This is a genomic window from Nocardioides zeae, assembly GCF_030818655.1.
GTDB lineage: Bacteria > Actinomycetota > Actinomycetes > Propionibacteriales > Nocardioidaceae > Nocardioides > Nocardioides zeae_A.
In genome coordinates this window covers 2003773-2026082 of record NZ_JAUTAN010000001.1, presented here as the reverse complement: position 1 = coordinate 2026082, position 22310 = coordinate 2003773, and the positions used below count along the sequence as shown (strand labels likewise).

The 22310-nt window shown below is 74.2% G+C and carries 24 protein-coding genes and 1 pseudogene; 16 read left to right on the top strand and 9 right to left on the bottom strand.

The window, feature by feature from the left end:
- Positions 1 to 10: 10 nt before the first annotated feature.
- Together greA and QE405_RS09610 are read right to left on the bottom strand one after the other, a co-directional pair.
- Entirely contained in the window at positions 11 to 514 is a 504-nt protein-coding gene (gene greA, locus QE405_RS09615; RefSeq protein WP_307200107.1) for a transcription elongation factor GreA, read from the bottom strand.
- Between the two features lie 181 nt (positions 515 to 695).
- Positions 696 to 1115, bottom strand: a complete 420-nt coding sequence (locus QE405_RS09610) for a DUF4307 domain-containing protein (protein WP_307200105.1) — start codon at positions 1113 to 1115, stop codon at positions 696 to 698.
- A 41-nt stretch (positions 1116 to 1156) separates the two neighbouring features.
- Between QE405_RS09610 and mca the strand changes: the two genes are divergently transcribed.
- Complete coding sequence (gene mca / locus QE405_RS09605) at positions 1157 to 2038, top strand: mycothiol conjugate amidase Mca (protein ID WP_307200104.1); 882 nt, start codon at positions 1157 to 1159, stop codon at positions 2036 to 2038.
- A gap of 7 nt (positions 2039 to 2045) precedes the next feature.
- Positions 2046 to 2327: a hypothetical protein gene (locus tag QE405_RS09600; protein WP_307200102.1), complete on the top strand. Its 282-nt coding sequence runs from the start codon at positions 2046 to 2048 to the stop codon at positions 2325 to 2327.
- 67 nt (positions 2328 to 2394) lie between these two features.
- Here the strand turns inward: QE405_RS09600 and QE405_RS09595 are convergent, their stop codons facing one another.
- From QE405_RS09595 to QE405_RS09585, 3 genes are read right to left on the bottom strand one after another with little or no spacing between them, the layout of a single operon-like run.
- On the bottom strand, positions 2395 to 2529 hold the full coding sequence (locus QE405_RS09595) for a hypothetical protein (protein ID WP_307200100.1): 135 nt from the start codon (positions 2527 to 2529) through the stop codon (positions 2395 to 2397).
- Positions 2526 to 3068, bottom strand: coding sequence for a 4'-phosphopantetheinyl transferase family protein (locus QE405_RS09590; RefSeq protein WP_307200097.1), 543 nt, complete (start codon positions 3066 to 3068; stop codon positions 2526 to 2528). Before QE405_RS09590 ends, QE405_RS09595 begins: the two co-directional genes overlap by 4 nt.
- A gap of 2 nt (positions 3069 to 3070) precedes the next feature.
- Positions 3071 to 4615, bottom strand: a complete 1545-nt coding sequence (locus tag QE405_RS09585) for an acyl-CoA synthetase (protein WP_307200095.1) — start codon at positions 4613 to 4615, stop codon at positions 3071 to 3073.
- A gap of 138 nt (positions 4616 to 4753) precedes the next feature.
- Between QE405_RS09585 and QE405_RS09580 the strand changes: the two genes are divergently transcribed.
- The 3 genes from QE405_RS09580 to QE405_RS09570 all read left to right on the top strand — a co-directional run bounded on the left by QE405_RS09580 (position 4754) and on the right by QE405_RS09570 (position 7280).
- Positions 4754 to 5512, top strand: a complete 759-nt coding sequence (locus QE405_RS09580; protein WP_307200094.1) for a hypothetical protein — start codon at positions 4754 to 4756, stop codon at positions 5510 to 5512.
- A 116-nt stretch (positions 5513 to 5628) separates the two neighbouring features.
- A complete protein-coding gene (locus QE405_RS09575; protein WP_307200092.1) occupies positions 5629 to 5979 on the top strand; it encodes a hypothetical protein in 351 nt (116 codons plus the stop codon).
- The gene (locus QE405_RS09570) at positions 5976 to 7280 is read left to right on the top strand and encodes a hypothetical protein (RefSeq protein WP_307200090.1); all 1305 of its coding nucleotides are present in this window, start codon (positions 5976 to 5978) and stop codon (positions 7278 to 7280) included. The genes QE405_RS09575 and QE405_RS09570 overlap by 4 nt, the downstream gene beginning before the upstream one ends.
- Before the next feature lie 83 nt (positions 7281 to 7363).
- Here the strand turns inward: QE405_RS09570 and QE405_RS09565 are convergent, their stop codons facing one another.
- Positions 7364 to 8521: an acyl-CoA dehydrogenase family protein gene (locus tag QE405_RS09565; RefSeq protein WP_307200088.1), complete on the bottom strand. Its 1158-nt coding sequence runs from the start codon at positions 8519 to 8521 to the stop codon at positions 7364 to 7366.
- 10 nt (positions 8522 to 8531) lie between these two features.
- Positions 8532 to 9392 (bottom strand): 3-hydroxybutyryl-CoA dehydrogenase, encoded by an 861-nt coding sequence (locus QE405_RS09560; RefSeq protein WP_307200086.1) that lies wholly within the window; start codon positions 9390 to 9392, stop codon positions 8532 to 8534.
- Positions 9393 to 9515: 123 nt separating this feature from the next.
- Between QE405_RS09560 and QE405_RS09555 the strand changes: the two genes are divergently transcribed.
- Entirely contained in the window at positions 9516 to 10250 is a 735-nt protein-coding gene (locus QE405_RS09555) for a TetR/AcrR family transcriptional regulator (RefSeq protein ID WP_307200085.1), read from the top strand.
- A gap of 32 nt (positions 10251 to 10282) precedes the next feature.
- Here QE405_RS09555 and QE405_RS09550 read toward each other — a convergent pair whose 3' ends face one another.
- Positions 10283 to 11311 carry a DUF4349 domain-containing protein gene (locus tag QE405_RS09550; RefSeq protein ID WP_307200083.1) on the bottom strand — a complete coding sequence of 343 codons (1029 nt, stop codon included), beginning with the start codon at positions 11309 to 11311 and terminating at the stop codon, positions 10283 to 10285.
- A 161-nt stretch (positions 11312 to 11472) separates the two neighbouring features.
- Between QE405_RS09550 and QE405_RS09545 the strand changes: the two genes are divergently transcribed.
- The 10 genes and pseudogenes from QE405_RS09545 to QE405_RS09500 all read left to right on the top strand — a co-directional run bounded on the left by QE405_RS09545 (position 11473) and on the right by QE405_RS09500 (position 21880).
- The gene (locus QE405_RS09545) at positions 11473 to 12744 is read left to right on the top strand and encodes an acyl-CoA dehydrogenase family protein (RefSeq protein ID WP_307200082.1); all 1272 of its coding nucleotides are present in this window, start codon (positions 11473 to 11475) and stop codon (positions 12742 to 12744) included.
- A 10-nt stretch (positions 12745 to 12754) separates the two neighbouring features.
- Entirely contained in the window at positions 12755 to 14032 is a 1278-nt protein-coding gene (locus QE405_RS09540; protein ID WP_307200080.1) for an acyl-CoA dehydrogenase family protein, read from the top strand.
- 112 nt (positions 14033 to 14144) lie between these two features.
- A complete protein-coding gene (gene sfnG, locus QE405_RS09535; RefSeq protein WP_307200078.1) occupies positions 14145 to 15275 on the top strand; it encodes a dimethylsulfone monooxygenase SfnG in 1131 nt (376 codons plus the stop codon).
- A 3-nt stretch (positions 15276 to 15278) separates the two neighbouring features.
- Complete coding sequence (locus QE405_RS09530; RefSeq protein ID WP_307200076.1) at positions 15279 to 16532, top strand: SfnB family sulfur acquisition oxidoreductase; 1254 nt, start codon at positions 15279 to 15281, stop codon at positions 16530 to 16532.
- A 9-nt stretch (positions 16533 to 16541) separates the two neighbouring features.
- Entirely contained in the window at positions 16542 to 17744 is a 1203-nt protein-coding gene (locus tag QE405_RS09525; protein ID WP_307200074.1) for an LLM class flavin-dependent oxidoreductase, read from the top strand.
- Positions 17741 to 18280 (top strand): flavin reductase family protein, encoded by a 540-nt coding sequence (locus QE405_RS09520; RefSeq protein WP_307200072.1) that lies wholly within the window; start codon positions 17741 to 17743, stop codon positions 18278 to 18280. Before QE405_RS09525 ends, QE405_RS09520 begins: the two co-directional genes overlap by 4 nt.
- 25 nt (positions 18281 to 18305) lie before the next feature.
- A pseudogene (gene hemG, locus QE405_RS09515) lies at positions 18306 to 19733 on the top strand (protoporphyrinogen oxidase); the annotation flags it as partial.
- A gap of 55 nt (positions 19734 to 19788) precedes the next feature.
- Positions 19789 to 20562 carry a hydrogen peroxide-dependent heme synthase gene (gene hemQ, locus QE405_RS09510; protein WP_373459455.1) on the top strand — a complete coding sequence of 258 codons (774 nt, stop codon included), beginning with the start codon at positions 19789 to 19791 and terminating at the stop codon, positions 20560 to 20562.
- A gap of 290 nt (positions 20563 to 20852) precedes the next feature.
- Entirely contained in the window at positions 20853 to 21356 is a 504-nt protein-coding gene (locus QE405_RS09505; protein WP_307200070.1) for a cysteine dioxygenase, read from the top strand.
- Complete coding sequence (locus QE405_RS09500; RefSeq protein WP_307200069.1) at positions 21353 to 21880, top strand: rhodanese-like domain-containing protein; 528 nt, start codon at positions 21353 to 21355, stop codon at positions 21878 to 21880. Before QE405_RS09505 ends, QE405_RS09500 begins: the two co-directional genes overlap by 4 nt.
- Here the strand turns inward: QE405_RS09500 and msrB are convergent.
- Entirely contained in the window at positions 21852 to 22256 is a 405-nt protein-coding gene (gene msrB, locus QE405_RS09495; protein WP_307200067.1) for a peptide-methionine (R)-S-oxide reductase MsrB, read from the bottom strand. The two genes, QE405_RS09500 and msrB, sit on opposite strands and share 29 nt — an antisense overlap.
- Between the last annotated feature and the right edge of the window lie 54 nt (positions 22257 to 22310).

Here is a 22310-nt window from a genome sequence, read left to right as displayed (position 1 = left end):
GACGTGCGGGTCAGCCCGTGTAGGGCGTCGCGTCGAGGATGACGACCTTGAGGGTCTTGCCGTTGGGCGCCTCGTAGCTGACCTCGTCGCCCTTCTTGGCGCCGAGGATCGCGCCGCCGAGCGGCGACTGCGGCGAGTAGACCTTGAGGCCCTCGGGCTCGATCTCCCGGGCGCCGAGCAGGAACTCCTCGGCCTCGTCGTCGTCGTCGCCGACGAACTTGTAGGTGACCTTCATGCCGGGCTCGACGATGCCGTCGTCGGCCGGGGTCTCGCCGACCTGGGCCTTCGCCAGCATGTCCTCGAGCTGGCGGATGCGCCCCTCGAGCTTGCCCTGCTCCTCGCGTGCCGCGTGGTAGCCGCCGTTCTCCTTGAGGTCCCCCTCGTCGCGAGCAGCGGAGATGCGCTCGACGATCTCCTGACGCGCGGGGCCCTTCAGGTGCTCCAGCTCGGCCACCAGCTTCTCGTGGGCATCGGCGGTCAGCCAGATGACATCGGTGTCGCTGGACTGCGTCATAACCTCTCCTAGCAGCACGGCCGGGAGGGCTCTCGCCGACCCGGCCGATCCGTGTAGTGCGAAGCCCCGCCGGGTGTCGGTGCGCCGCCCCTCGGGGTGGCGCCCCGCGGCGGGGCAGATCAGAACGCCCAGTGTAACCACGACCCGGTGACGACCGGGGTGTCGCCGCGTGCCGCGGCGGTCAGCGGGGGCGGTTCTGGCTGGGGGTGGTGCACCCGACCAGCTCGACCGAGGTCGCCTGCGAGATGGTGCGGAACTCGGTGGTGATCTGGCCGCCGTCGGCGTCGCCCGCGTCGGTCGGCACCTGGAGCACCATGTCGCCGACCGCCTCGTGGTTCGCCGCGAGCGCCCGCGCGCGGCAGGTGGCGACCTCGTCGTCGCCGATGGCCACGTCGAAGGTGATCCGCACGGTCGTGCTGTCGACGACCTCCCAGCGCAGCAGCTGCGACGAGACGGCGGGGGAGCCGTGGAACCAGGCCGTCCAGAGCAGCCATCCGCCCCCCACGAGGGTCACGACGAGGGCGAGTGCGATGACGGGTCCACGCCGGGACGGACGCTTCTTCCCGTACCTCTCGGCCAGGGCGGGGGCGCTCGTGCTCACCCCTCCATGGTGCCACCCGGCCCGCCACTAGGATCCTCCGCATGCCCAACCGCGCCGGTCTGCGCCTGATGCACGTGCACGCCCACCCCGACGACGAGTCCAGCAAGGGGGCCGCCTCGACGGCTCGCTACGTCGCGGAGGGGGTCGACGTGCACGTGGTGACGTGCACGGGCGGTGAGCGGGGATCGGTGCTCAACCCGCGGATGGACCGGCCGGAGGTGCTGGAGAACATCACGGAGATCCGCCGCGCGGAGATGGACGCGGCCCGCGAGATCCTGGGCATCACGCAGCACTGGCTCGGCTTCGTCGACTCGGGCTGGCCGGAGGGCGACCCGAAGCCGCCGCTGCCCGAGGGCTGCTTCGGCCTGGTCCCGCTCGACGAGGCCGTCGAGCGGCTCGTGCGCCTCATCCGGTCGGTGCGTCCCCACGTGGTGACGACGTACGACGAGCGCGGGGGCTACCCGCACCCCGACCACGTGCGGTGCCACGAGGTGTCGGTCGCGGCCTTCGCGGCGGCCGGCGACCCCGAGCGGTTCCCGGACGCCGGTCCGGCGTGGCAGCCCGCGAAGCTCTACTACCACCACACGTTCAACCGGCCGCGCACCCAGGCCCTCAACGACGCGATGGTCGCCGCGGGCCTGGAGTCGCCCTACGCCGAGCGCCTCGCGAGCTGGACCCCCGAGCCCGCATGGGACGCCCGGATCACGACGCGGGTGGAGTGCGCGGCGTACTTCGGGGTGCGGGACCAGGCGCTCCTGGCGCACGCCACCCAGATCGACCCCGACGGCGCGTGGTTCGCGGTGCCGCTCGACATCGCCCGGGAGACGTGGCCGACGGAGGACTACGAGCTCGTCGTCTCCCACGTCACGACCGAGCTGCCCGAGGACGACCTCTTCGCCGGGATCCCGACGCCGGTGGCATGATGGGTCGGTGCTGCTGACCGCCCTCGTCCACGACGTCACCCACCTGCTCGCCGAGATCCCGGCCGACGTGCTGGGCCTGGCCGCGGACCGGGAGGAGGGCCCCGAGCCCGAGGACGTGAAGGCCGGTTGGACCGGGTTCGCCGTCTTCGTCGGCCTCATCGTGGCCGTCGTCCTGCTGCTCGTCAGCATGGCGCGCCACATCCGCAAGGTGCGGGGCCAGGCGGACGAGGAGGCCGAGGACGCGCTCTGGGCGCAGGAGCAGCGCGACCTCGCCGACCGCGAGGACTGAGCCCGGCGCCTGCCGACGCCTGCGGGCGGGTGCGCGTCGAGCCCACGGTGCCGAGCCGGGGTGTCGCTCAGGTGCCCAGCGCCAGCGACGCGACGACGCCGGACGGCGTCCCGAGGCCCAGCACCCGCACCCCGGCGGTCGGCTCCGCGCCGCGCACGTCGAGCCGGGCCAGGTCCTCGAGACCGGCCGCGCCGACCTTCACGACGGCCTCCTTGCGGGTCCACAGCCGCAGGAACGCCGCGCGGGCTGCTCCCCGGGCGGGAGGGCTGCGAGCTCGGCGGCCTCGCCCGGCGTCAGCACGTCGGGCAGCGGTGCGACGGCCGTGACGGTCTCGACGTCGATCCCGCAGGGCCGGTGGGCGGCTGCGGCGGCGACCCAGCCGCGGGCGTGGGACAGCGACACGTGGAGGCCGTCCTCGCCGGCGACGGCGGGCCGGCCGTGGGTGTCGTCGCCGCACCCGGGGCAGCGCTGCTCGAGCACGAGGTCCCCGGCCCCCACGGCACGCCCGCCGTCGGCGAGCAGCGCGGCCGCCACGCGGCGTACCAGCACGTGGGCCGCGACGTGGTCGTCACGGTCCTCGGGCCGGCGGAGCCGGTCCACCCGGGTGCGCTCGTACGGCGCGAGCAGCGCGCGCGCCCGCTCCGCCCCGCCCACCGCGGCGAGCACGTCGGGGGTGGCGGCCACGGCGGCGCGGACGCCGGGGGCGACGAGCAGCGGCTCCCCGGTGGCCGGCCGGGTCACCCTCAGTCCCCGCGGAGCTCGCGCTTGAGCAGCTTGCCGGAGGCGTTGCGGGGGAGCGCCTCGACGAAGCGGACGTGCTTCGGCGTCTTGAAGCCGGCCAGGCGCTCCCGTGCGTGCGCCACGAGGCCGGCCTCGTCGATCTCGGCGCCGGGGCGGGGCACGACGACGGCGGTCACGGCCTCGATCCAGCGGTCGTCCGGGGTGCCGATGACGGCCACCTCGGCCACGTCGGGATGGGTGTAGAGCGCGTCCTCCACCTCGCGCGACGCGACGAGCACCCCGCCGGTGTTGATGACGTCCTTGATGCGGTCGACCACGGTGATGTAACCCTCCGCGTCGATCCGCACGAGGTCGCCGGAGTGGAACCAGCCGTCGCGGAAGGCCTCGGCCGTCGCCTCCGGGTTGTCCCAGTAGCCGACGCAGAGCTGCGGGGAGCGATAGACGACCTCACCCTGGCCGCCTGGATCCACGGGCCGGCCCTCCTCGTCGAGAACCGCCAGCTCGACGAGGAGCACCGGGCGGCCGCACGAGTCGGGACGGTCGGCGTGCTCCTCGGGGCGGAGGACCGTCGCCAGGGGACCGATCTCCGACTGGCCGAAGCAGTTGTAGAAGCCGAGGCCGGGCAGTCGCTCCTGGAGGCGCTGCAGCACCGGGACCGGCATGATCGAGGCGCCGTAGAACGCCTTGCGCAGCGACGAGAGGTCGCGACGCTCGAGGTCGGGGTGGCCGGCCAGCGGCACCCACACCGTGGGCGCGAGGAACAGCGTGCCGAGCCGGCGCTCCTCGACGAGGCGCAGCAGCACGGGCACGTCGGGGGCCTCGACCAGGTGGTTGGTCGCCCCCACCGCCAGGTAGGGCAGCAGGAACACGTGCATCTGGGCCGAGTGGTAGAGCGGCATCGGGTGCAGCGGGTCGTCGTCCGCCGTCAGGTCGAGCGCGGTGATGGCGGAGAGGTACTCCGCCACGAGCGCGCGGTGCGTCATCATCGCGCCCTTGGGACGCGAGGTGGTGCCCGAGGTGTAGAGCAGCTGCACCAGCTCGTCGTCCGCGACCGGCTCCTCGCCCTCGGGCAGCACGGGCCCCTCGCCGGCGTCCCGGGCCAGCTCGAGCAGGTTCCCGGGCGCATCGCGCAGGGGTACGACGTGGGCGACGTCCACGCCGTGGTCGGCCACGACCGCGTCGTACGCCGGCCGCAGTGCCGGGTCGACGAGCACCGCGCTCGCGCCCGACTGGTCGAGGAGGTAGCGCAGCTCCTCGCCCGTCAGCGCGAAGTTGATCGGCACGTGCACGAGGCCCGCGCGGGCGCAGGCCAGGTAGCCGACGAGGTAGGCGTCGGAGTTCTTCCCGTACGCCGCGACCCGGTCCCCGCGACGCAACCCGAGGCCGCGCAGGGCGCGGGCCGCGCCGGTCACGGCGGCGTCCAGCTCGGCGTAGCTCCACGTGGTCGGGTCGTCGGCGCCGACGACGAGCGCCGTACGCCGCGGGTGTCGCGCGGCGCCGCGGTGGAGGACGGCGTCGACGGTGTGCGCGCGGGTGAGGTCGGTCACCCGGCCATCATGCCCGTTCGGCGAGGTGGACGGGCAGGTGGATCGGCGCCGTTTGGGTGACGCCGGTCGTGGTTATCCTCGGCGCCGGGCCCGCGCCGGGCCCGTTGGACGACTCGCTCTGGTCTCGGGAGGGTGCACGTGCGCAGGACGATGCAGGGACGACGGCTGCGGGCCGCGGCGGCGGTGGCGGCGGCGCTGGTGCTGACGCTCGGTGCGTGCGGGGACGACGGCGACGACGACGCCCGGGTGGAGGACCCGCCGTCGTCCGCGTCGTCGACGGACCCCGGTGACGAGGACCCGGGTGGCGACGAGACCGACGAGGAGGCCGAGGAGCCGGCCGAGGATCTGCCGGCCGTGGATCCCGGTAGCGGCTTCACCGCCGGGGACGTGTGCCGCGGCGAGGCGACCCTGGAGGGCACGCAGCCCTTCCCGGACGACCCCGCGCAGATCTCCGCCCTGCTGCTGCTCGAGACCCTGCCGTTCCCCGACGCGACCACGGACGAGCCCTACGTGCCCGTCACGACCTCCTTCGACTGGAGCGTGCCGGGTGCCACGGACCTCACGAACGTGAACGCCATCGTCTGCATGTCGGTCGTGCCGGACTCGATCGCGGTCCGCAAGAAGTGCGACGAGCCGGTCTACCCCGACCTGCAGCCCGACGCCTGGGAGGTCTGGTCGTCGGACTACGTCGTCTCGGTCGTGGACCCGACGACGGCCGAGGTGCTCGTCGAGGGCGAGCCGTTCTCGTCGGCCGACTTCCTGCCGGTGGACGACGTGGGGTGCGAGGTGACCGCTCCGGTCGGCGGCTCCGACGCGGCCTACGGCTACTCCTCCGACCTGCCCACCATCCGCTACTGGGGCGCGAAGGTGGACGAGACGGTGCAGCAGCTCTACTGATGCACACCTGATCCGCGACGAGGCGGACTCCGCCGGTTTACCCGCCCGGCGGGGCGGATACAACCCTCGCGGCGCCTGACGGGGGGCGCCGCATTCTCCGGGAAGGGCGAGACGTCATGGGAAACGTCACGACGTTGGACGAGGCATCCATCCAGCGCATCCGCAACCTGCTCCTCACCATGAGCCAGCAGGGTCAGGCCGAGCTGATGAACGTCGGGGCGCTGCCGAGCATCAGCTTCGGCGGCTCTCCGGCCGCGGCCCGCGTGGCGACGCAGCGCACGGGCGCCGTCTCCACGCAGGGCACCGCGATCCAGCGCGACCTCGGCCAGATCGAGGGGCTCATCGAGGCCTTCGACCAGGCGGCCGCCGAGCTGCGGCTCACGGACGAGTACGCCGAGGCGACCGTGCGTGCCGTGGCCGCGGCGGTCGCGGGTGCCGGCGGCAGCCTGCGGGCGATGCTGGCATGAGCGGGCCGGGCTACTGGGAGAGCCGCCTCGTCGAGGCGCTCTCCGGCGTCGACGACGTCGCTGTCGACAACGACCCGGTCGTCTGGCAGACCGGGTCCCAGGGCGCGACGACGGTGGGCCAGGGCCTCGAGGAGGCGCTGGCCGAGGTGCTCGCCGACGACGCGCTCGGTGAGAACACCCGGCAGGCCATGGCTGCGTCCGTGACGGCGATGCGGGAGGCGCTGGACTACCGGTCGGGCCGGTTGGCCATCGGTGAGGGCGCGGCGACCGCCGCCGCCGGCTCGCTCTCGACCGCGCGGACGCAGTTCGCCGCGGTGGCGGGAGTACCGGCCGCCCCCACGCCCGAGACGCCCCTGCCGCTCGCCACGCCCGAGGAGCGCACCTCGATCGAGCAGGCGAACCAGCAGGCGGCCAACCAGCACGCTGCGGCCGTCGCGGCCCGCGAGGAGCAGTGCCGCCAGATCTACCAGAACCTCCAGACCGGCCTGGACACCGCGGCGGACGACTACGCGAAGATCAACGCGCAGTCGCCGGCCGGTCCGGGCAACCAGGGCGGCGGCAACGGCCCCGTCGGCCCCGGGATCAACCGTCCGACGCGCCCCGGGGGCGACGACCGCGGCGAGGTCGAGCTCGTCGGTTGGGAGCCGCGCGACCCCGACCGCCCTGACCGCCCCGACCGACCCGACCACGACCCCGACGGCGTCCGGCCCACGCCGGTCCACCCCACGAACCCTGTGCTCCCGGTGGGTCCCGGCACCTTCACGCCCGGCGTCCCGGGTGAGAACGGTCTGCTCGAGGCGCGTCCGGGGGTCCCGCCGGCCTTCGGCGGCGGTGCCTCGCCGGGCGTCGTCGGTGCCGGGGGCGGCGGCGGAGGCCTCGCGGGCAGCGCCGTCGCGGGCGGCGTGGCCGCTGGTGCCGGTCTCTCGGCGGCGATGCGTGCGGGCGGTGGCGGGCTGCTGGGCAGCGGCTCTGCCGCAGGCTCGAGCCGACCTTTCGTGGCCGGCGGCGGTCAGGGCGGTGCCGCCCGCGGCGGTGGCGCCACGGCCGGCCGCGGCATGGCCGGTGCGGGAGCCAACACCCGTGGCGGTGCCGGTGCCGGTGGCCGGGGCGGCGCCGGTGGTCGTGGTGGGCGTGGTGGCCCGGGCGGCGCCGGCGGCCGCGGGGCGACCGGTGGCGGCTCGACGGCCGGCCGCGGTGCCGGGCGCCGTCGTGACCGCGACGAGGACGACCCGCGTTCGTTCCTCGGCCGTGAGGACGAGTGGCTCGACGACGACCACACCGGACCCGCCGTCATCGACTGACGATCGCCGGCCGTCCGGCGCCGTACGCACGACGCCCGCCCCGCTGCAGCAGCGGGGCGGGCGTTGTCGTGGGCGCGGGTGGCTCAGCCGGCGAGCAGCTGCCGCGCCATGACGACGCGCTGCACCTGGTTGGTGCCCTCGTAGATCTGGGTGATCTTGGCGTCGCGCATCATGCGCTCGACCGGGAAGTCGCTCGTGTAGCCGTAGCCGCCGAGCAGCTGCACCGCGTCCGTCGTCACCTTCATCGCCACGTCGGAGGCGAAGCACTTCGCGGCGGCCCCGAAGAACGGGAGGTCGGCGTCGCCCCGCTCCGACTTGGCGGCCGCGACGTACACCATCTGGCGGGCCGCCTCGAGCTCCATGGCCATGTCGGCGAGCATGAACTGGATGCCCTGGAAGTCGGCGATGTGCTTGCCGAACTGGCTCCGCTCCTTGACGTACCCCACGGCGAAGTCGAGCGCGCCCTGGGCGAGGCCGACGGCCTGGGCGCCGATGGTCACGCGGGTGTGGTCGAGCGTGCGGAGCGCGAGCTGGAGACCGGTGCCCGGCTCGCCGATCATCCGGTCGCCGGGGATGCGCACGTGGTCGAAGAGCAGCTCGCGGGTGGGGGAGCCCTTGATGCCGAGCTTCTTCTCCTTCTCGCCGAAGGTGAAGCCCGCGTCCGACTTCTCCACGACGAACGCGGAGATGCCCTTGCCCCGGGGAGCATCGGGATCCGTCACGGCCAGCACCGTGTAGAACTCCGAGACGCCGGCGTTGGTGATCCACGACTTCTGCCCGGAGAGGACGAAGTCGTCGCCGTCCGCCGTCGCCCGGGTCCGCATCGACGCCGTGTCGGAGCCGGCGTCGCGCTCGGAGAGGCCGTAGGAGAAGAAGCCCTCGCCGCGGGCGAGCGGCGGGAGGTACTTCTGCTTCAGCTCCTCCGAGCCGCCCAGGACGAGCGGCATCGAGCCCAGCTTGTTGACGGCCGGGATGAGGGAGGACGAGACGCAGGCGCGGGCGACCTCCTCGATGACGATGCAGGTCGCGAGGGCGTCGGCCCCGACCCCGTCGTACTGCTCGGCCACGTGGGGTGCGTGGAAGTCCGCGGCGACGAGCGCGTCGTGGGCCTCCTGGGGGTAGCGCGCCTCTTCGTCGACGGCCGCGGCATGGGGGGCCACCTTGGCCGCGACGACCGTGCGGACCGCGTCGCGCAGCGCCTCGTGGTCCTCGTTGATCCGGAACAGGTCGAACGTGCTCATGCTCGACCCCTCACTTGTCGTAGGTGTAGAAGCCGCGGCCGGTCTTGCGACCCAGCAGCCCGGCCTCGACCATCCGCGCGAGGAGCGGCGGCGGGGCGTAGAGCTGTTCCTTGAACTCCTCGTAGAGCGACTCCGCGACCGCCTTGGTGGTGTCGAGCCCGATGAGGTCGGCCAGGGCGAGCGGCCCCTGGGGGTGGGCGGCGCCGAGCACGAGGCCGCGGTCGATGTCCTCCGCCGTGGCGAAGCCGGACTCGAACATGCGGATGGCCGACAGGATGAACGGGATGAGGAGCGCGTTGACGACGAAGCCGGCGCGGTCCTGGCAGTCGATGGGCTCCTTGCCGAGCCCCTCGACGAAGGTGCGGGAGCGCGCGACGGTCTCGCGGTCGGTGAGCAGGCTGGGCACGATCTCGACGAGCTTCAGCACCGGCACCGGGTTGAAGAAGTGGATGCCGAGCACGTGGGTGGGGCGCGAGGTGACGACCGCCAGCTTCATGATCGGGATCGACGAGGTGTTGGAGGCCAGGATCGCGTCGGGTGACGTCACGATCGCGTCGAGCTGGCGGAAGAGAGCGGTCTTGGCGGCCTCGTCCTCGACGATGGCCTCGACCACGAGGTCGCGGTCGGCGAGCTCCTCCATGACGGTGACGACGCGGATCCGCGCCAGCACGTCGGCGGCGCTGGGGATCTTGCCCTTGGCCTCGGCGCGCTGCAGCGACGCCTCCAGCCGGTCGCGCCCGGCGGTGGCGCGGGCCTCGTCCGACTCGACGACGACGACGTCGTGCCCGCTGCGGGCGGCGACCTCGGCGATGCCCGCGCCCATGAGCCCGCAGCCCACGACGCCGACGTTGGTGGCACTGGTGTGGTTCACCCTGGTCCTCCTCTAGATGCGGTACTGAGTACCGTACAGGCGGACCGGCGTTCGCACGACGTCGGGAGGAGGCGCCGGGTCGCCGGGACGGACCGGAGGTCAGGGGTGCCTAGGATGCGGAGCATGGCGACGAGCGAGAACGGACGGCCGCGGCCGACGGTGCGCGAGCGCCTCCAGCAGGCGGCCTTCGAGCTCTTCGACGAGCAGGGGTACGACGGCACGACCGTCGACGCCATCGCCGAGCGGGCCGGCGTCGGGCGCACCACCTTCTTCCGGGCGTTCCGCTCGAAGGAGGAGGTGATCTTCCCCCACCACGACGAGCTGCTGGAGCAGGTGCGCGGGCGGCTCGACGCCGCCTCCGAGCGGCACAGCCTGGTCGCCGTCTTCGAGGCCTCGCGCCTCGTGCTCAAGCACTACCTGAACGAGGGCGAGCTGGCCCAGCGTCGTTACGACCTCACCCGCTCCGTGCCCAGCCTGCGCGAGCGTGAGATCGCCGGGATGCAGCAGTACCAGCGGGCGTTCCGCGAGTACATCCGCACCTGGATGGGGGACGAGCTGCGGGCCGAGCTCATGGCGGGCAGCGTCATCACGGCCCACAACGTCGTGCTCCGCCGCTGGCTGCGCGGGCTCGCCGAGGACCCGGTGGCCGAGTTCGACGCCGCCATGACCAAGGTCGTCGAGCTGTTCGGCGACCGGCGCGAGGGCCTGGGTGGGGGACCGGGTGGGGGAGCCGGCGGGGGAGCAGGCGCGGGTGGTGCCACCGTCGTGGTCGTGACCCACGCCGGCGACGACCCCGCCAGCGTCGCCGGCGCCGTCGAGGCCGCCCTGCGCTCCGACCAGGCGCACCGCGCTCCCTGAGCAGGCGTTGCGCCGGCCCCTGAATCTGGTGATCAGGGCCGGCCGGGATGCGTGGGCAGGTCCGGCTCGGGTCGCTCCGTGCTCGCCCCGGTCGCCCCGGTCGCGCCCGTCGCCGCCGGCGAGGTCCGGCGCCGACGGAGGTGCCGCACGCCCCACGTCAGGGGCACGCCCACGAGGGCGAGCAGCAGCAGCCACGGGAGCAGCAGGCCGACGGCGACGGCGACGGCCCCCAGTGCGCCGGTCAGACCGTCCCAGCCGTCCGTGAGCCCGCCGAGGAAGCCGCCGCGCCCCTCGTCGGTCTCCTCGTCGGCGACCGCCTCGTCGGTCCGCTCCACGTAGACGGTGATGGTGGAGTAGGACGTCGCGTCCTGCAGGTAGTCGAGCTGGGAGGTCAGGCTGTCGAGCGCGGCCTGGCGCGACGTCAGCTCGCTCTCGATCGCCACCAGCTCGGTGAGGTCCTCCGCCTCGGCCAGCAGCGCCTCGATGCGGGTCAGGCTCTGCTCCTGCGCGCGGATGCGGGCCTCGGTGTCGACGATCTCCGTGCCGACGTCCTCCAGCGACCGCGTGCTCGACGCGGTCGCGGCCACCTCCTCGACGGCGGTCATCGTGTCGTCGAAGGCGGCGCTGGGCACCTGGAGCTCGAGGCGGCTGCCGTCCATCACCCCGTCGCGGTCGGTCGTGGTCTCCTCCCCGGCCACGCGGCCACCGGCCTCGTCGGCCAGTCGCTGGACGTCGCGGCGGGTCTCGGCGACGTCGTCGGCGACCAGGTCGATCGTGCCCGTCGCGATCACCGCCGCGGGCTCGGGTGCGGTGGTGGCCGCCGGTGGCGCTCCCTCGGCCGAGCTGCCCCCGCCCCCGCCGCCGACGTCGGCGCCCTCGGCGCCCTCGGACGGGGCCGCCGGTGGCGCCGCGGCGCCGTCCGACCGGTCCTCGAGACGCTCCGAGCTGGCGGACCCGTCGTTGCCGTGGGTGGCGCTGTCGCCACCGTCGCTGCTGCTGCAGGCGGTCAGGGCGACCGTCGTGGTGAGGGCGAGGGCGAGGAGGGTCCCGGTGCGGTTCATGCCGCTTCGACGCGGGACGGCGCCCGACGGTTCCGGGCGGCTGCGCAACCACTTCCGCGATGTGGGACGGCCGCGGCTACCGCACAAAGTCACCTAAGTTGCTCGACATTACGCGACGATGGGGATCGGGCCCCCGTCGTACCTGACGAGAAGGAGCAACCATGTCCCTCCCCACCACGTCCGCCGCCCCGGCGGACGCCACGCGCGCCCCGGAGTGGGGGCCGACGCCCACCACGTCCGCCGGCTGGATCGAGCGGGCCCACGCGGTGGCCAACCGCCTCTCCCTCGACGCCGTCGACCGCGACCGTCGCGGTGCGGTCCCGCACGACGAGGTGCGGCTGCTCAAGCAGTCCGGTCTCGTGACCCTCCTCGCGCCCGCCGCCCACGGCGGCGCCGGCGAGAGCTGGACGACGGCGCTGCAGGTGGTGCGCGCGGTCTCCGCGGGCGACGGCTCGATCGGGCAGCTGCTCGGCTACCACTACCTCTGGGCGTGGGCCGCCCGCCTCGTGGGCACCCCCGAGCAGATCGCCGCGGTGGAGCAGGCCGCCGGCGAGCAGGAGTGGTTCTTCGGGGGTGCGGTCAACCCGCGCGACGAGGACCTCGTGATCCGGCTCGTCGACGGTCCGGACGGCCAGCAGCTGTCGTTCAACGGCCGCAAGTCGTTCTCGACCGGCGGCCGGGTCTCCGACGTGACCGTGCTGGAGGGCGTCATCGAGGGCACCGACCAGCACGTCTTCGCGATCGTGCCCACCGACCAGCCGGGCCTGCGCTTCGCGGGCGACTGGGACAACCTCGGGCAGCGGCTCACGGAATCGGGCTCGGTGGAGATCGACGACGTGCGGGTGGACTGGGCCTCGGCCGCGGGGTACGTCGCGACGGAGACCGGTCACGAGTTCGTGCCTCGGGTCTACAACACGCTCAACGTGCCCATCATCCAGGTCGTCTTCACCAACCTCTACCTCGGCATCGCCCAGGGCGCGCTGCGCACGGCCGCGACGTACACCCGCGGGACGACGCGCGCCTGGCCCTACGCCGCGGACGTGAAGGAGCGGGCGGTCGACGAGTTCCACGTGCAGGAGACCTACGGCGACCTGACCGCCAAGCTCTGGGCGGCGGAGGCCCTCGCGGACCGCGCGGCGGAGCTGCTCGAGCGGATCAACGACCACGCCGACACGGTGACGCCGGAGGAGCGCGGCGAGGCGGCCGTGGTCATCGCGGCCTCGAAGCAGGTGGCGATCGACGTCGGCCTCGAGATCGGCACGAAGGTCTTCGAGGTCACCGGCGCCCGGGCCAGCGCGAACCACGTCGGCCTCGACATCTTCTGGCGCAACGTCCGCACGCACTCGCTGCACGACCCGGTCGCCCACAAGCGCGCCGAGGTCGGCCGCTACGTGCTGCTGGACGAGCTGCCCGAGCCGACCTGGTACACGTGAGGAGCGCGCCATGACCCTCGATCGCACCCGGCGCTCGCCGGGACTGGAGGAGCTGCGCGCCCGGTTCGCGCCCGTCCTCGCCACCATCGCCGCCGGCGCCCTCGAGCGTGAGCTCGACCGCCGCCTGCCCGTCGACGAGGTCGAGCTGCTCAAGCAGTCCGGCTTCGGGGCGGTCCGGGTGCCCCGGGAGCACGGGGGTGCCGGGGCCTCGCTGGCCGACCTGACCCAGCTCTGGATCGATCTCGCCGCGGCCGACAACAACCTCGCCCAGGTGCTCCGCGGTCACTTCGCCTTCGCCGAGGACCGGCTCTGGCACCACGCCCGGCAGGGCGGGCAGGAGCTCTGGTTCGACCGGTTCGTCCGCGGCCAGGTCGCCGGCAACGCCTGGTCGGAGGTGGGCGCCACGGCCATCGACACCCAGGGCACGGTGCTCCGCCCGGCGGGTGACGGCCAGTTCCGCCTCGACGGCACGAAGTACTACACGACCGGCACGATCTTCGCGGAGTGGGCGGACGTCTACGTGCGGCGCGGGGACGAGGTCGGCGGGTTCGCCATCGCGGTCGTCGACACCGACCAGGCCGGCGTCTCGGTGCACGACGACTGGAACGGCTTCGGCCAGGTCGGCACGGGCTCCGGCACGGCGGTCTTCGTCGACGCCCGGGTCGCCGCCGCCGACGTGCTGCCCTTCGAGGAGCGGTTCCCCTACCAGACCGCGCTCTACCAGCTGAACCTGCTGGCGACGCTCGCCGGCATCGGCCGGGCAGCGCTGACCGACGTGGTGCGGCACGTCCGCGGCCGGGAGCGCACCTACTCCCACGCGAACGCCCCCCGCGTCCGCGACGACGCGCAGGTGCTGGCGCGGGTCGGCGAGATCGCCTCGGCGGTGTACGCCGCGGAGGCCGTCACGCTGCGGGTGGCGGACGCGCTCGACGAGGCCCACGGGGCGGCGACGCTCGGGGCGGCCGAGGCGGCGGCGCGCGCCGAGGTCGCCGAGCTGGAGTCGTCCGCTGCCCAGGTCGTGGTCACCGACCTGGTGCTGCGGGCCACGTCGGACCTCTTCGACGCCCTCGGTGCCTCGGGGACCGCGCAGGACAAGGGGCTCGACCGGCACTGGCGCAACGCGCGCACGGTCGCGTCCCACAACCCGCGCATCCTCAAGGCCCGCGTCGTGGGGGATGCCGAGGTCAACGGCACCCCGCCGCCCTACGCCTGGGCGATCGGTCGCACCGAGCGCGACCGGGCCGACTGGTCGCCGCGGGCCGTGCCCGTCGCGGAGGTGGTCGGATGAGGTCAGCACCGTCCGACGAGCGGGACGCCCGTCCACATCGCGGACCCGGCGTGGTCCGCCCAAAGTCAACTATTACGGTCGAGTTCATCGACCACGAACGTGAGGAGGTCTCATGACCGACGTCCACGCGGAGGCCGTGCGCCGTGCGCACGCCGAGCCGCTGAAGTTCGCCTACTGGGTGCCCAACGTCTCGGGCGGCCTCGTGGTGAGCAAGGTCGAGCAGCGCACCGACTGGTCCTACGACTACAACAAGACCCTCGCCCGGCTGGCCGAGGACAACGGGTTCGAGTACGCGCTGAGCCAGGTGCGCTACATCGCGTCGTACGGCGCGGCGTACCAGCACGAGTCGACGAGCTTCAGCCTCGCCCTGGCGCTGGCCACCGAGCGGCTGAAGGTCATCGCGGCCGTGCACCCGGGGCTCTGGCAGCCCGGCGTGCTGGCGAAGTGGCTGACGACCGCCGACCACCTCACGGGGGGCCGGATCGCCACCAACGTGGTGTCGGGCTGGTTCAAGGACGAGTTCACGAAGCTGGGCGAGCCGTGGCTCGAGCACGGGGAGCGCTACCGGCGCAGCGAGGAGTTCATCCGCTACCTGCGCGAGATCTGGACGAGCGAGCACGCGGAGCTCCGGGGCGACTTCTACCGGCTGCACGACTTCGACCTCAAGCCGAAGCCGCTCGACCTGCCCGGCCGGCCGCACCCGGAGATCTTCCAGGGCGGCAACTCGACGGCGGCGCGCGGCCAGGCCGGCCGCGTCTCGGACTGGTACTTCGCCAACGGCAACACGCCCGAGGGCATCGCGGAGCAGGTGCGCGACGTGTCCGAGGTCGCCCACGTCCACGGCCGCACCGTGAAGTTCGGCGTCAACGGGTTCCTCGTGGCCCGCGACACCGAGGCCGAGGCCCGCGACGTGCTGCGCGAGATCGTCGACAAGGCGGACCGCGAGGCGGTCGAGGGCTTCGGCGAGGCCGTCAAGCAGGCCGGCCGCTCGACCGGCGACGGCAAGGGCATGTGGCAGGACTCGGAGTTCGCCGACCTGGTGCAGTACAACGACGGGTTCCGCACGGGTCTCGTCGGCACGCCGGAGCAGGTCGCCGAGCGGATCCTCACCTACAAGCGGCAGGGCGCCAACCTGCTCCTCCTGGGCTTCCTGCACTACCACGAGGACGTCCAGTACTTCGGCGAGCGCATCCTGCCGCTCGTCCGGGAGCTCGAGGCCGCCGAGCTGGAGCGGGTGGGCTGACCCGTGACCGCCGCCGGCACCGCACCGGTCTCCACCCTCCCCGTGGGGCACCGACCGCCCGTCCTCGACGCCGACCAGGCGGTCGAGGTGGCGGCCGAGCTCGCGTCGTACCTGGCCGCGGGGGCGGCCGAGCGCGACGCGGAGCGGGTGCTCCCGGCCGAGCCGCTCGACCGCCTCGCGGCGAGCGGGCTGCAGGGGATCACGGTCCCGACCGCCTTCGGCGGTCCGGGGCTCGGTGCGGTGGCGGCGGCGGAGGTCACCCGGTTGCTGGCGACGGGCGACCCCAACGTGGCGCAGATCCCGCACAGCCACTTCGTCTACGTCAACGCGCTGCGGCACGCCGCGACCGACGCGCAGCGCGCGTTCTTCTTCGACGAGGTGCTGGCGGGCCGCCGCTTCGGCAACGCGCAGTCCGAGGTCGGCACCCGCCACGTGCGGGAGTTCCGCACGGCGCTGACCGCGGTCCCCGACGCCGACGGCGGGGGATGGCGCCTCGACGGGGAGAAGGGCTACGCCACCGGCGCCCTCTTCGCCGACTGGATCCCCGTCCTCGCCCACCGGGGGGCGGGCGAGGACGGGGAGGCCGGGCCGCTCCACGTCGCGTGGGTCGAGCGCGAGGCCGCGGGCGTCAGCGTCGTCGACGACTGGGACGGCCTCGGCCAGCGCACGACCGCGTCGGGCACCGTGCGCCTGGAGGGCGTGCGCGTCCCCGACGCCCACGTGACCCCCTGGCACCTCACCTTCGACGGACCCCAGGTGTACGGCGCGTTCGCGCAGCTCCTGCACGCCGCCATCGACGCCGGGATCGCGCGCGCCGCGATCGCGGACGCGGCGGCGTTCGTCACCACCAAGAGCCGGCCCTACCCCGACGCCGGGGTCGAGCGGGCCGCCGAGGACCCGCTCGTCGTCCACGCGTTCGGTGAGGTGGAGCTCGCCGTGCGGTCGGCGGAGGCGCTGCTGCGCGAGGCGGCCGCCGCGGTCGAGGCCGCGGAGGCCGACCTCACCGCGGCCTCGGCGGGCGAGGCGAGCCTCGCGGTGGCGGCCGCCCGGGCGTCGTCGACGGCCGCGTCGCTCGAGGCCGGCACGCGGCTGTTCGAGGTGGCCGGGACCCGGTCGGCGCTGGCGCGGCTCAACCTCGACCGCCACTGGCGCAACGCGCGCACGCACACCCTGCACGACCCGGCCGCGTGGAAGGTCCAGCACCTGGGCCGCCACGCCGTCGACGGAACCCTGCCCCCGAACCACGGCCAGATCTGAGGAAGCACCATGTCGTTGAAGTTCCACTGGTTCCTGCCCACCAACGGCGGCGACGGACGTCACGTCGTCGGCGGCGGCCACGGCGCCGACGTGGTCGGCGGGGGCCGGCCTGCCTCGGTGGCCTACCTGGGCCAGGTCGCACGGAGCGCGGAGCAGCTCGGCTTCGAGGCCGCGCTGACGCCGACCGGCGCCTGGTGCGAGGACGCGTGGATCACGACCGCGATGCTCGCGCCCGTGACCGAGCGGCTGAAGTTCCTCGTCGCCTTCCGCCCCGGGCTGACCTCGCCCACGCTGGCGGCGCAGATGGCCGCGACCTACCAGAACCTCACCGGCGGGCGCCTCCTGCTCAACGTCGTGACCGGCGGCGAGAGCGGCGAGCAGCGGGCCTACGGCGACTTCCTCGACAAGGACGGGCGCTACGCCCGGGGCGGGGAGTTCCTCGAGGTCGTGCGTCGCCTCTGGGCGGGGGAGACGGTGACCTACCAGGGCAAGCACCTGCGGGTCGAGGGGGCGACCCTCGCCTCGGTCCCCGAGGTGACCCCGGACATCTACTTCGGCGGGTCCTCGCCCGCCGCGGGCGAGGTCGCGGCGGAGCACGCCGACGTCTACCTCACCTGGGGCGAGCCGCCCGCCGCGGTCGCCGAGAAGATCCGCTGGATCCGCGAGCTCGCCGACCGCCGTGGCCGCGAGGTCCGGTTCGGCATCCGGCTCCACGTGATCCCGCGCGACACCGCCGAGGAGGCCTGGGCCGAGGCCGACCGCCTGCTCGCGGGCATCGACGAGGAGACCATCGCGCGGGTGCAGGCGGGCCTGCGCCGCAGCGAGTCGGTCGGCCAGCAGCGCATGCTCGACCTCAACCGCGGCACGAAGGACGGCCTCGAGATCTCGCCGAACCTCTGGGCGGGCGTGGGCCTCGTGAGGGGCGGCGCCGGCACGGCGCTCGTGGGCTCCTACGAGGAGATCGCGGACCGGATCGAGGAGTACCGCTCGGTGGGCATCGACGAGTTCGTGCTCTCGGCCTACCCCCACCTCGAGGGCGCCTACTGGTTCGGCGAGGGCGTGCTGCCCGTGCTGGAGCGGCGGGGCCTCTGGACCAACCCGCTGGGCGCCCGCCCCGTGCTGTCGTCGGTGCCGTTCGGGGCGCCGTCCCCGGCGCCGTCCCCGGCGCCGTCCCCGACCGCGGACCGGACGCGTGAGGTGTCGGCCCAGTGAGCCTCACGCCCCTCCTCGCCCCGTTCGCCACCAACCAGGACCTCGACCCCGCACGCCTGCGCCAGGCGTTCGGGGTGTTCCCCAGCGGTGTCGTCGCCGTCGCCGCCGAGGTCGACGGCGAGCTCGTCGGCCTCGCCGCCAGCTCGTTCACCTCGGTGAGCCTCGACCCGCCGCTGGTGTCGTTCTCCATCGCCAACGGCTCCAAGACCTGGCCCGACCTGCGCCGTGCCCGGCACCTCGGCGTCACGATCCTGGCCGAGCACCACGGTGCCGTGTGCCGGCAGCTGGCCGGCCCGGTCGCGTCGCGCTTCGACGGGGTGGACGTCACGGTGACCGAGGCGGGTGCGGTGACGCTGGCCGACGGCCTGGCCAGCTTCGACTGCACGATCTACAACGAGGTCGTCGCCGGCGACCACACGATCGTGCTGCTGCGCCTGCACGCCGTCGAGCACGTCGACCCGACCCTGGAGCCCGGGGACGCCGCCGTGCCGGGTCCGCTCGTGTTCCACCGGAGCGGGTTCAGCGCGCTCGTCTGAGCCCACCGCGGAGGCTCCGGCCAGGCTCCCGTCCGGCTCTGGCAGGCTGGTCGGCATGACGGCCGACGCTCGCAGCACGCACGTGGTGGTGGTCGGCGGGGGCGTCGCGGGGCTGGCCGCGGCGTACCGGCTCTGCGGGGCCGGCCACCGCGTGACCGTGCTCGAGGCGGACGACCGGGTCGGGGGCAAGCTGCGCACCGCGGAGGTCGCCGGCACGACCGTCGACGTCGGCGCGGAGGCCATGCTCAACCGCCGCCCGGAGGGGGTCGCGCTGGCGCGGGCCGTCGGCCTCGAGGTCGTCCACCCGGCGCTCGCGTCCTCCCGCATCTGGAGCCGGGGCGAGCTCCGCCCCCTGCCGCGCAGCCTCATGGGCGTGCCGAGCGACCTCGAGGAGCTCCGGGCCTCCGGCCTGCTGGACGACGCCGACCTGGCCCGCGTCGCCGCGGAGCCGAGCCTGCCCGCCGAGGCCGTCGAGACGGGGGAGGACATCACCATCGGTGACCTCGTCGACCGCCGGTTTGGTCCCGCGGTCACCGACCTGCTCGTGGAGCCGCTGCTCGGCGGGGTCTACGCCGGGCACGCCCGCCGCATCTCCGCTCGGGCCGCGATGCCGCAGCTGCTGACCATGGCCGCCCGGGGCTCGATCCTGGAGCAGGCGGCCGCGCTGCCGCGCACCTACGACGCGCCCGTCTTCGCCGGCATCCCGGGCGGCATGGGACGGCTGCCGGCCGCGCTCGCCGCCGCCGTGGTCACCGGCGGGGGAGCGGTGCGCACGAGCACGCGGGCGACCGGGCTGCGGAGGGAGGGCGACGGCTTCGTCGTGACGCTCGCCTCCGGCACCGGTGCGGAGGACCTCCGTGCGGACGCCGTGGTGGTGGCGACCCCGGCCGCACCGTCGGCGGACCTGCTCGCGGGGGTCGCGCCCGCGGCGGCTGCGGGCCTCCGGTCGTTCACGGCGGCCTCCGTCGCCGTCGTGACGTTCGCCTTCCGCAGCGAGGACGTCGCCGCGTCCCGCGCCGAGGGGTCCGGCTTCCTCGTGCCGCCCGTGGAGGGCCGGCGCATCAAGGCGTCGACCTTCTCGTGGGCCAAGTGGGACTGGGTCGCCGCGGCCGGAGCCGAGGCAGGCCTGCGGTTCCTGCGCACGTCGATCGGGCGCGCGGGCGACACGGACGCCGCGCGTCCCGACGCCGAGCTCGTGGCCGGCTCGCTCGCCGAGCTCGCCGCGGCCGTCGGGCTCGACGCGGAGCCCGTGGCCCACCACGTGCAGCGCTGGCCGGACGGGCTGCCCCAGTACGCGCTCGGCCACACCGACCGGGTACGACGCGTGCGCACCGCCGTCGCGCGCGTCCCGGGCCTCGCGGTGGCGGGCGCGTCGTACGACGGGGTGGGCATCCCCGCGGTGGTGGCCTCCGCGGACCTCGCCGTCGCCGCGCTGGGCCTCGGCGGGGCCTGAGCCCCGGGGCCCGGCCCGCGGACCGCCGGCGGGACGGCTGCGCGACAATGGGGGCATGAGCACCGAGCCCACGGAGACCACCACGGAGACCGCGGCCGCCGCGACGTCGGCCGACCCGCAGGAGCACGTCAAGACGAACGCGGCCAAGCTGCGCGAGATCAACGAGATGTCGCGCTACACCATGTGGTCGGTGTTCCGCCTCGCGCGCGTGCTCGGCCCCGACGCGAAGCGCCGACGCGAGGCCAAGGAGGTCGAGAAGCTCTTCGCGAGCCTCGCCGGTGACGACGTCGTGGTGCGCGGCGTGTACGACGTCAGCGGCCTGCGGGCCGACGCCGACCTCATGGTGTGGTGGCACGCGGAGACCTCGGAGCAGCTCCAGGACGCCTACAACCGCTTCCGCCGCACGGCCTTCGGCACCCGCCTCGAGCCCGTCTGGTCGCAGCTGGCCCTGCACCGCCCGGCGGAGTTCAACCGCAGCCACGTCCCGGCCTTCCTCGCCGACGAGTCGGTCAAGAAGCACGTGTGCGTGTACCCGTTCGTGCGGTCCTACGAGTGGTACCTGCTGCCCGACGAGGAGCGCCGCGCCCTGCTCGTCGAGCACGGCAAGATGGCGCGTCCCTACCCCGACGTGCGCGCCAACACGGTGAGCTCGTTCGCGCTGGGTGACTACGAGTGGCTGCTCGCCTTCGAGGCCGACGACCTCGGGCGCATCGTCGACCTCATGCGCGACCTGCGGGCCTCCGGCGCGCGCCGTCACGTGCGGGAGGAGATCCCGTTCTACACGGGCGCGCTGACCCCCGTGCGCGAGCTGGTCGAGCGCCTGCCCTGAGGCCGGCCTGACCCTGCGCGGGGTCGGCCCCGGTCCAGCTCGGAAAGGGGCACGGACGACAGCCCGGATCGCTCCGGAGGTGTCGTCCGTGCCCCTTTCCGCGCGTCGGGACCCGGACCGGTGCGTCCAGCATGTGGTCGCCGCGCCCGTCGCAAGTCGAGCCCTCTGGTAGGAATTGGTCCGTGCTCACGCTGTGTCGCTGTTGTCGTCGCCCTCGCTGACCGACCACACCCCTGTCGCCCCGGACCCCGTGTCCGTGCCGGGCGACGACACAGCCTCCAGGACCAGCCATGACCTCGTACAGCTCCGCCCCCTCGACCGCGCCCTCCGCCGACGGCGTCCCGCCCGGCCTCGCGCTCCTGCCCCTGCTGCAGACCCTCCGCGAGATCGCCGCGGACCCCGAGCTCCACCAGCTCGTCGACCTGCACCACCCCGAGCGCCAGTCACTCGAGCTGCGCTCGACGCCCGACCTGCAGGTCTGGCTGCTCACCTGGCCACCGGGCTTCAGCACCGGGTGGCACGACCACGGCGAGTCGCGCGGCGCCTACGCCACGCTGCGCGGACGGCTCACCGAGAACACGTGGGCGCTGGGGGACCCGACGGCCTGGTACGTCGGCCGCGGCGAGTCCCGCGCCTACACGACCGGCCACGTGCACGAGGTGCGCAACGAGACCACGACGACGGCGCTCTCCGTGCACGCCTACGCGCCGCGGCTGAGCACGATGACGCGGTACGTCGCGGCCCGCGGCCGCCTCGAGGTCGTCGGCGTCGAGCAGGCGGGGGTGCAGCTGTGAGCGCGGCGGCGATCGAGACCTGGCACGCGACGGCCCGCCCCGCTCGCCCGCTGCGGCTCGTCGAGCCGGTCGGCAGCCGCTTCGAGGAGGTGTGGTTCGACGGGGTCGACGACATGCTCGCGGACGCCCGCGCCCGCCTCCAGCGGCTGAGCCCGCGGGCGGCGTACCAGGCGGTGCTGTGGGGGCGCGCCCTGCTCGTCGACGTGCGGCCCGCCGCCCAGCGGCGGGAGCAGGGCGACCTCGATCCCCGCCTCGGGGCGCTCGTCCTCGAGCGCGTCGACCTGGAGTGGCGCCTCGACCCGCGCAGCCCGAGCCGGATCGAGGCCGCGTCGTACGAGCTCCCCGTCGTCGTCGTCGACGCCGAGGGCACGACGTCGTCGCTGGCGGCGGACACGCTGCAGCGCCTCGGGCTGACCGCCGCCACCGACGTGGTCGGCGGGTTCGCGGCCTGGCGCCGTCAGGGGATGCCGGTGACGGCCCCCGTCGCGGCCGCCGTCAGCCCTGGGGGCGCGGCTCGAGCGTGAGGGCGATCGAGTTGATGCAGTAGCGGTCGCCGGTGGGGGTGCCGTACCCGTCCGGGAAGACGTGCCCGAGGTGGGAGCCGCAGTTCGCGCAGCGCACCTCGACCCGCTTCATGCCGTGCGAGTTGTCCTCGATGTACTCGATCGTGTCGGTGACGGGCTGGTAGAACGACGGCCACCCGCAGCCCGAGTGGAACTTCGTCTCGGACTCGAACAGCGTCGCGTCGCAGGCCTTGCAGTGGTAGACGCCGACCGTCTCGGTGTCCGTGTACTCACCCGTGAAGGCACGCTCCGTGCCCGCCTGGCGCAGCACCGCGTACTCCGCCGGGGAGAGCTGCGCCTTCCACTCCGCGTCGGACTTCTCGACCTTGTGACCCATGGGTCCCACGGTACTGCCGCGGTCCATGCGCCCGGGGTCCGACCGGACCGCGAC

Bases quoted from the DNA above. Each gene is read 5' to 3' on its own strand.
- greA (WP_307200107.1), bottom strand. From the start codon at position 514: ATGACGCAGTCCAGCGACACCGATGTCATCTGGCTGACCGCCGATGCC.
- mca (WP_307200104.1), top strand. From the start codon at position 1,157: ATGCCCAACCGCGCCGGTCTGCGCCTGATGCACGTGCACGCCCACCCC.
- QE405_RS09575 (WP_307200092.1), top strand. From the start codon at position 5,629: ATGGGAAACGTCACGACGTTGGACGAGGCATCCATCCAGCGCATCCGC.
- QE405_RS09570 (WP_307200090.1), top strand. From the start codon at position 5,976: ATGAGCGGGCCGGGCTACTGGGAGAGCCGCCTCGTCGAGGCGCTCTCC.
- QE405_RS09565 (WP_307200088.1), bottom strand. From the start codon at position 8,521: ATGAGCACGTTCGACCTGTTCCGGATCAACGAGGACCACGAGGCGCTG.
- QE405_RS09555 (WP_307200085.1), top strand. From the start codon at position 9,516: ATGGCGACGAGCGAGAACGGACGGCCGCGGCCGACGGTGCGCGAGCGC.
- QE405_RS09550 (WP_307200083.1), bottom strand. From the start codon at position 11,311: ATGAACCGCACCGGGACCCTCCTCGCCCTCGCCCTCACCACGACGGTC.
- QE405_RS09545 (WP_307200082.1), top strand. From the start codon at position 11,473: ATGTCCCTCCCCACCACGTCCGCCGCCCCGGCGGACGCCACGCGCGCC.
- QE405_RS09540 (WP_307200080.1), top strand. From the start codon at position 12,755: ATGACCCTCGATCGCACCCGGCGCTCGCCGGGACTGGAGGAGCTGCGC.
- sfnG (WP_307200078.1), top strand. From the start codon at position 14,145: ATGACCGACGTCCACGCGGAGGCCGTGCGCCGTGCGCACGCCGAGCCG.
- QE405_RS09525 (WP_307200074.1), top strand. From the start codon at position 16,542: ATGTCGTTGAAGTTCCACTGGTTCCTGCCCACCAACGGCGGCGACGGA.
- hemQ (WP_373459455.1), top strand. From the start codon at position 19,789: ATGAGCACCGAGCCCACGGAGACCACCACGGAGACCGCGGCCGCCGCG.
- QE405_RS09505 (WP_307200070.1), top strand. From the start codon at position 20,853: ATGACCTCGTACAGCTCCGCCCCCTCGACCGCGCCCTCCGCCGACGGC.
- msrB (WP_307200067.1), bottom strand. From the start codon at position 22,256: ATGGGTCACAAGGTCGAGAAGTCCGACGCGGAGTGGAAGGCGCAGCTC.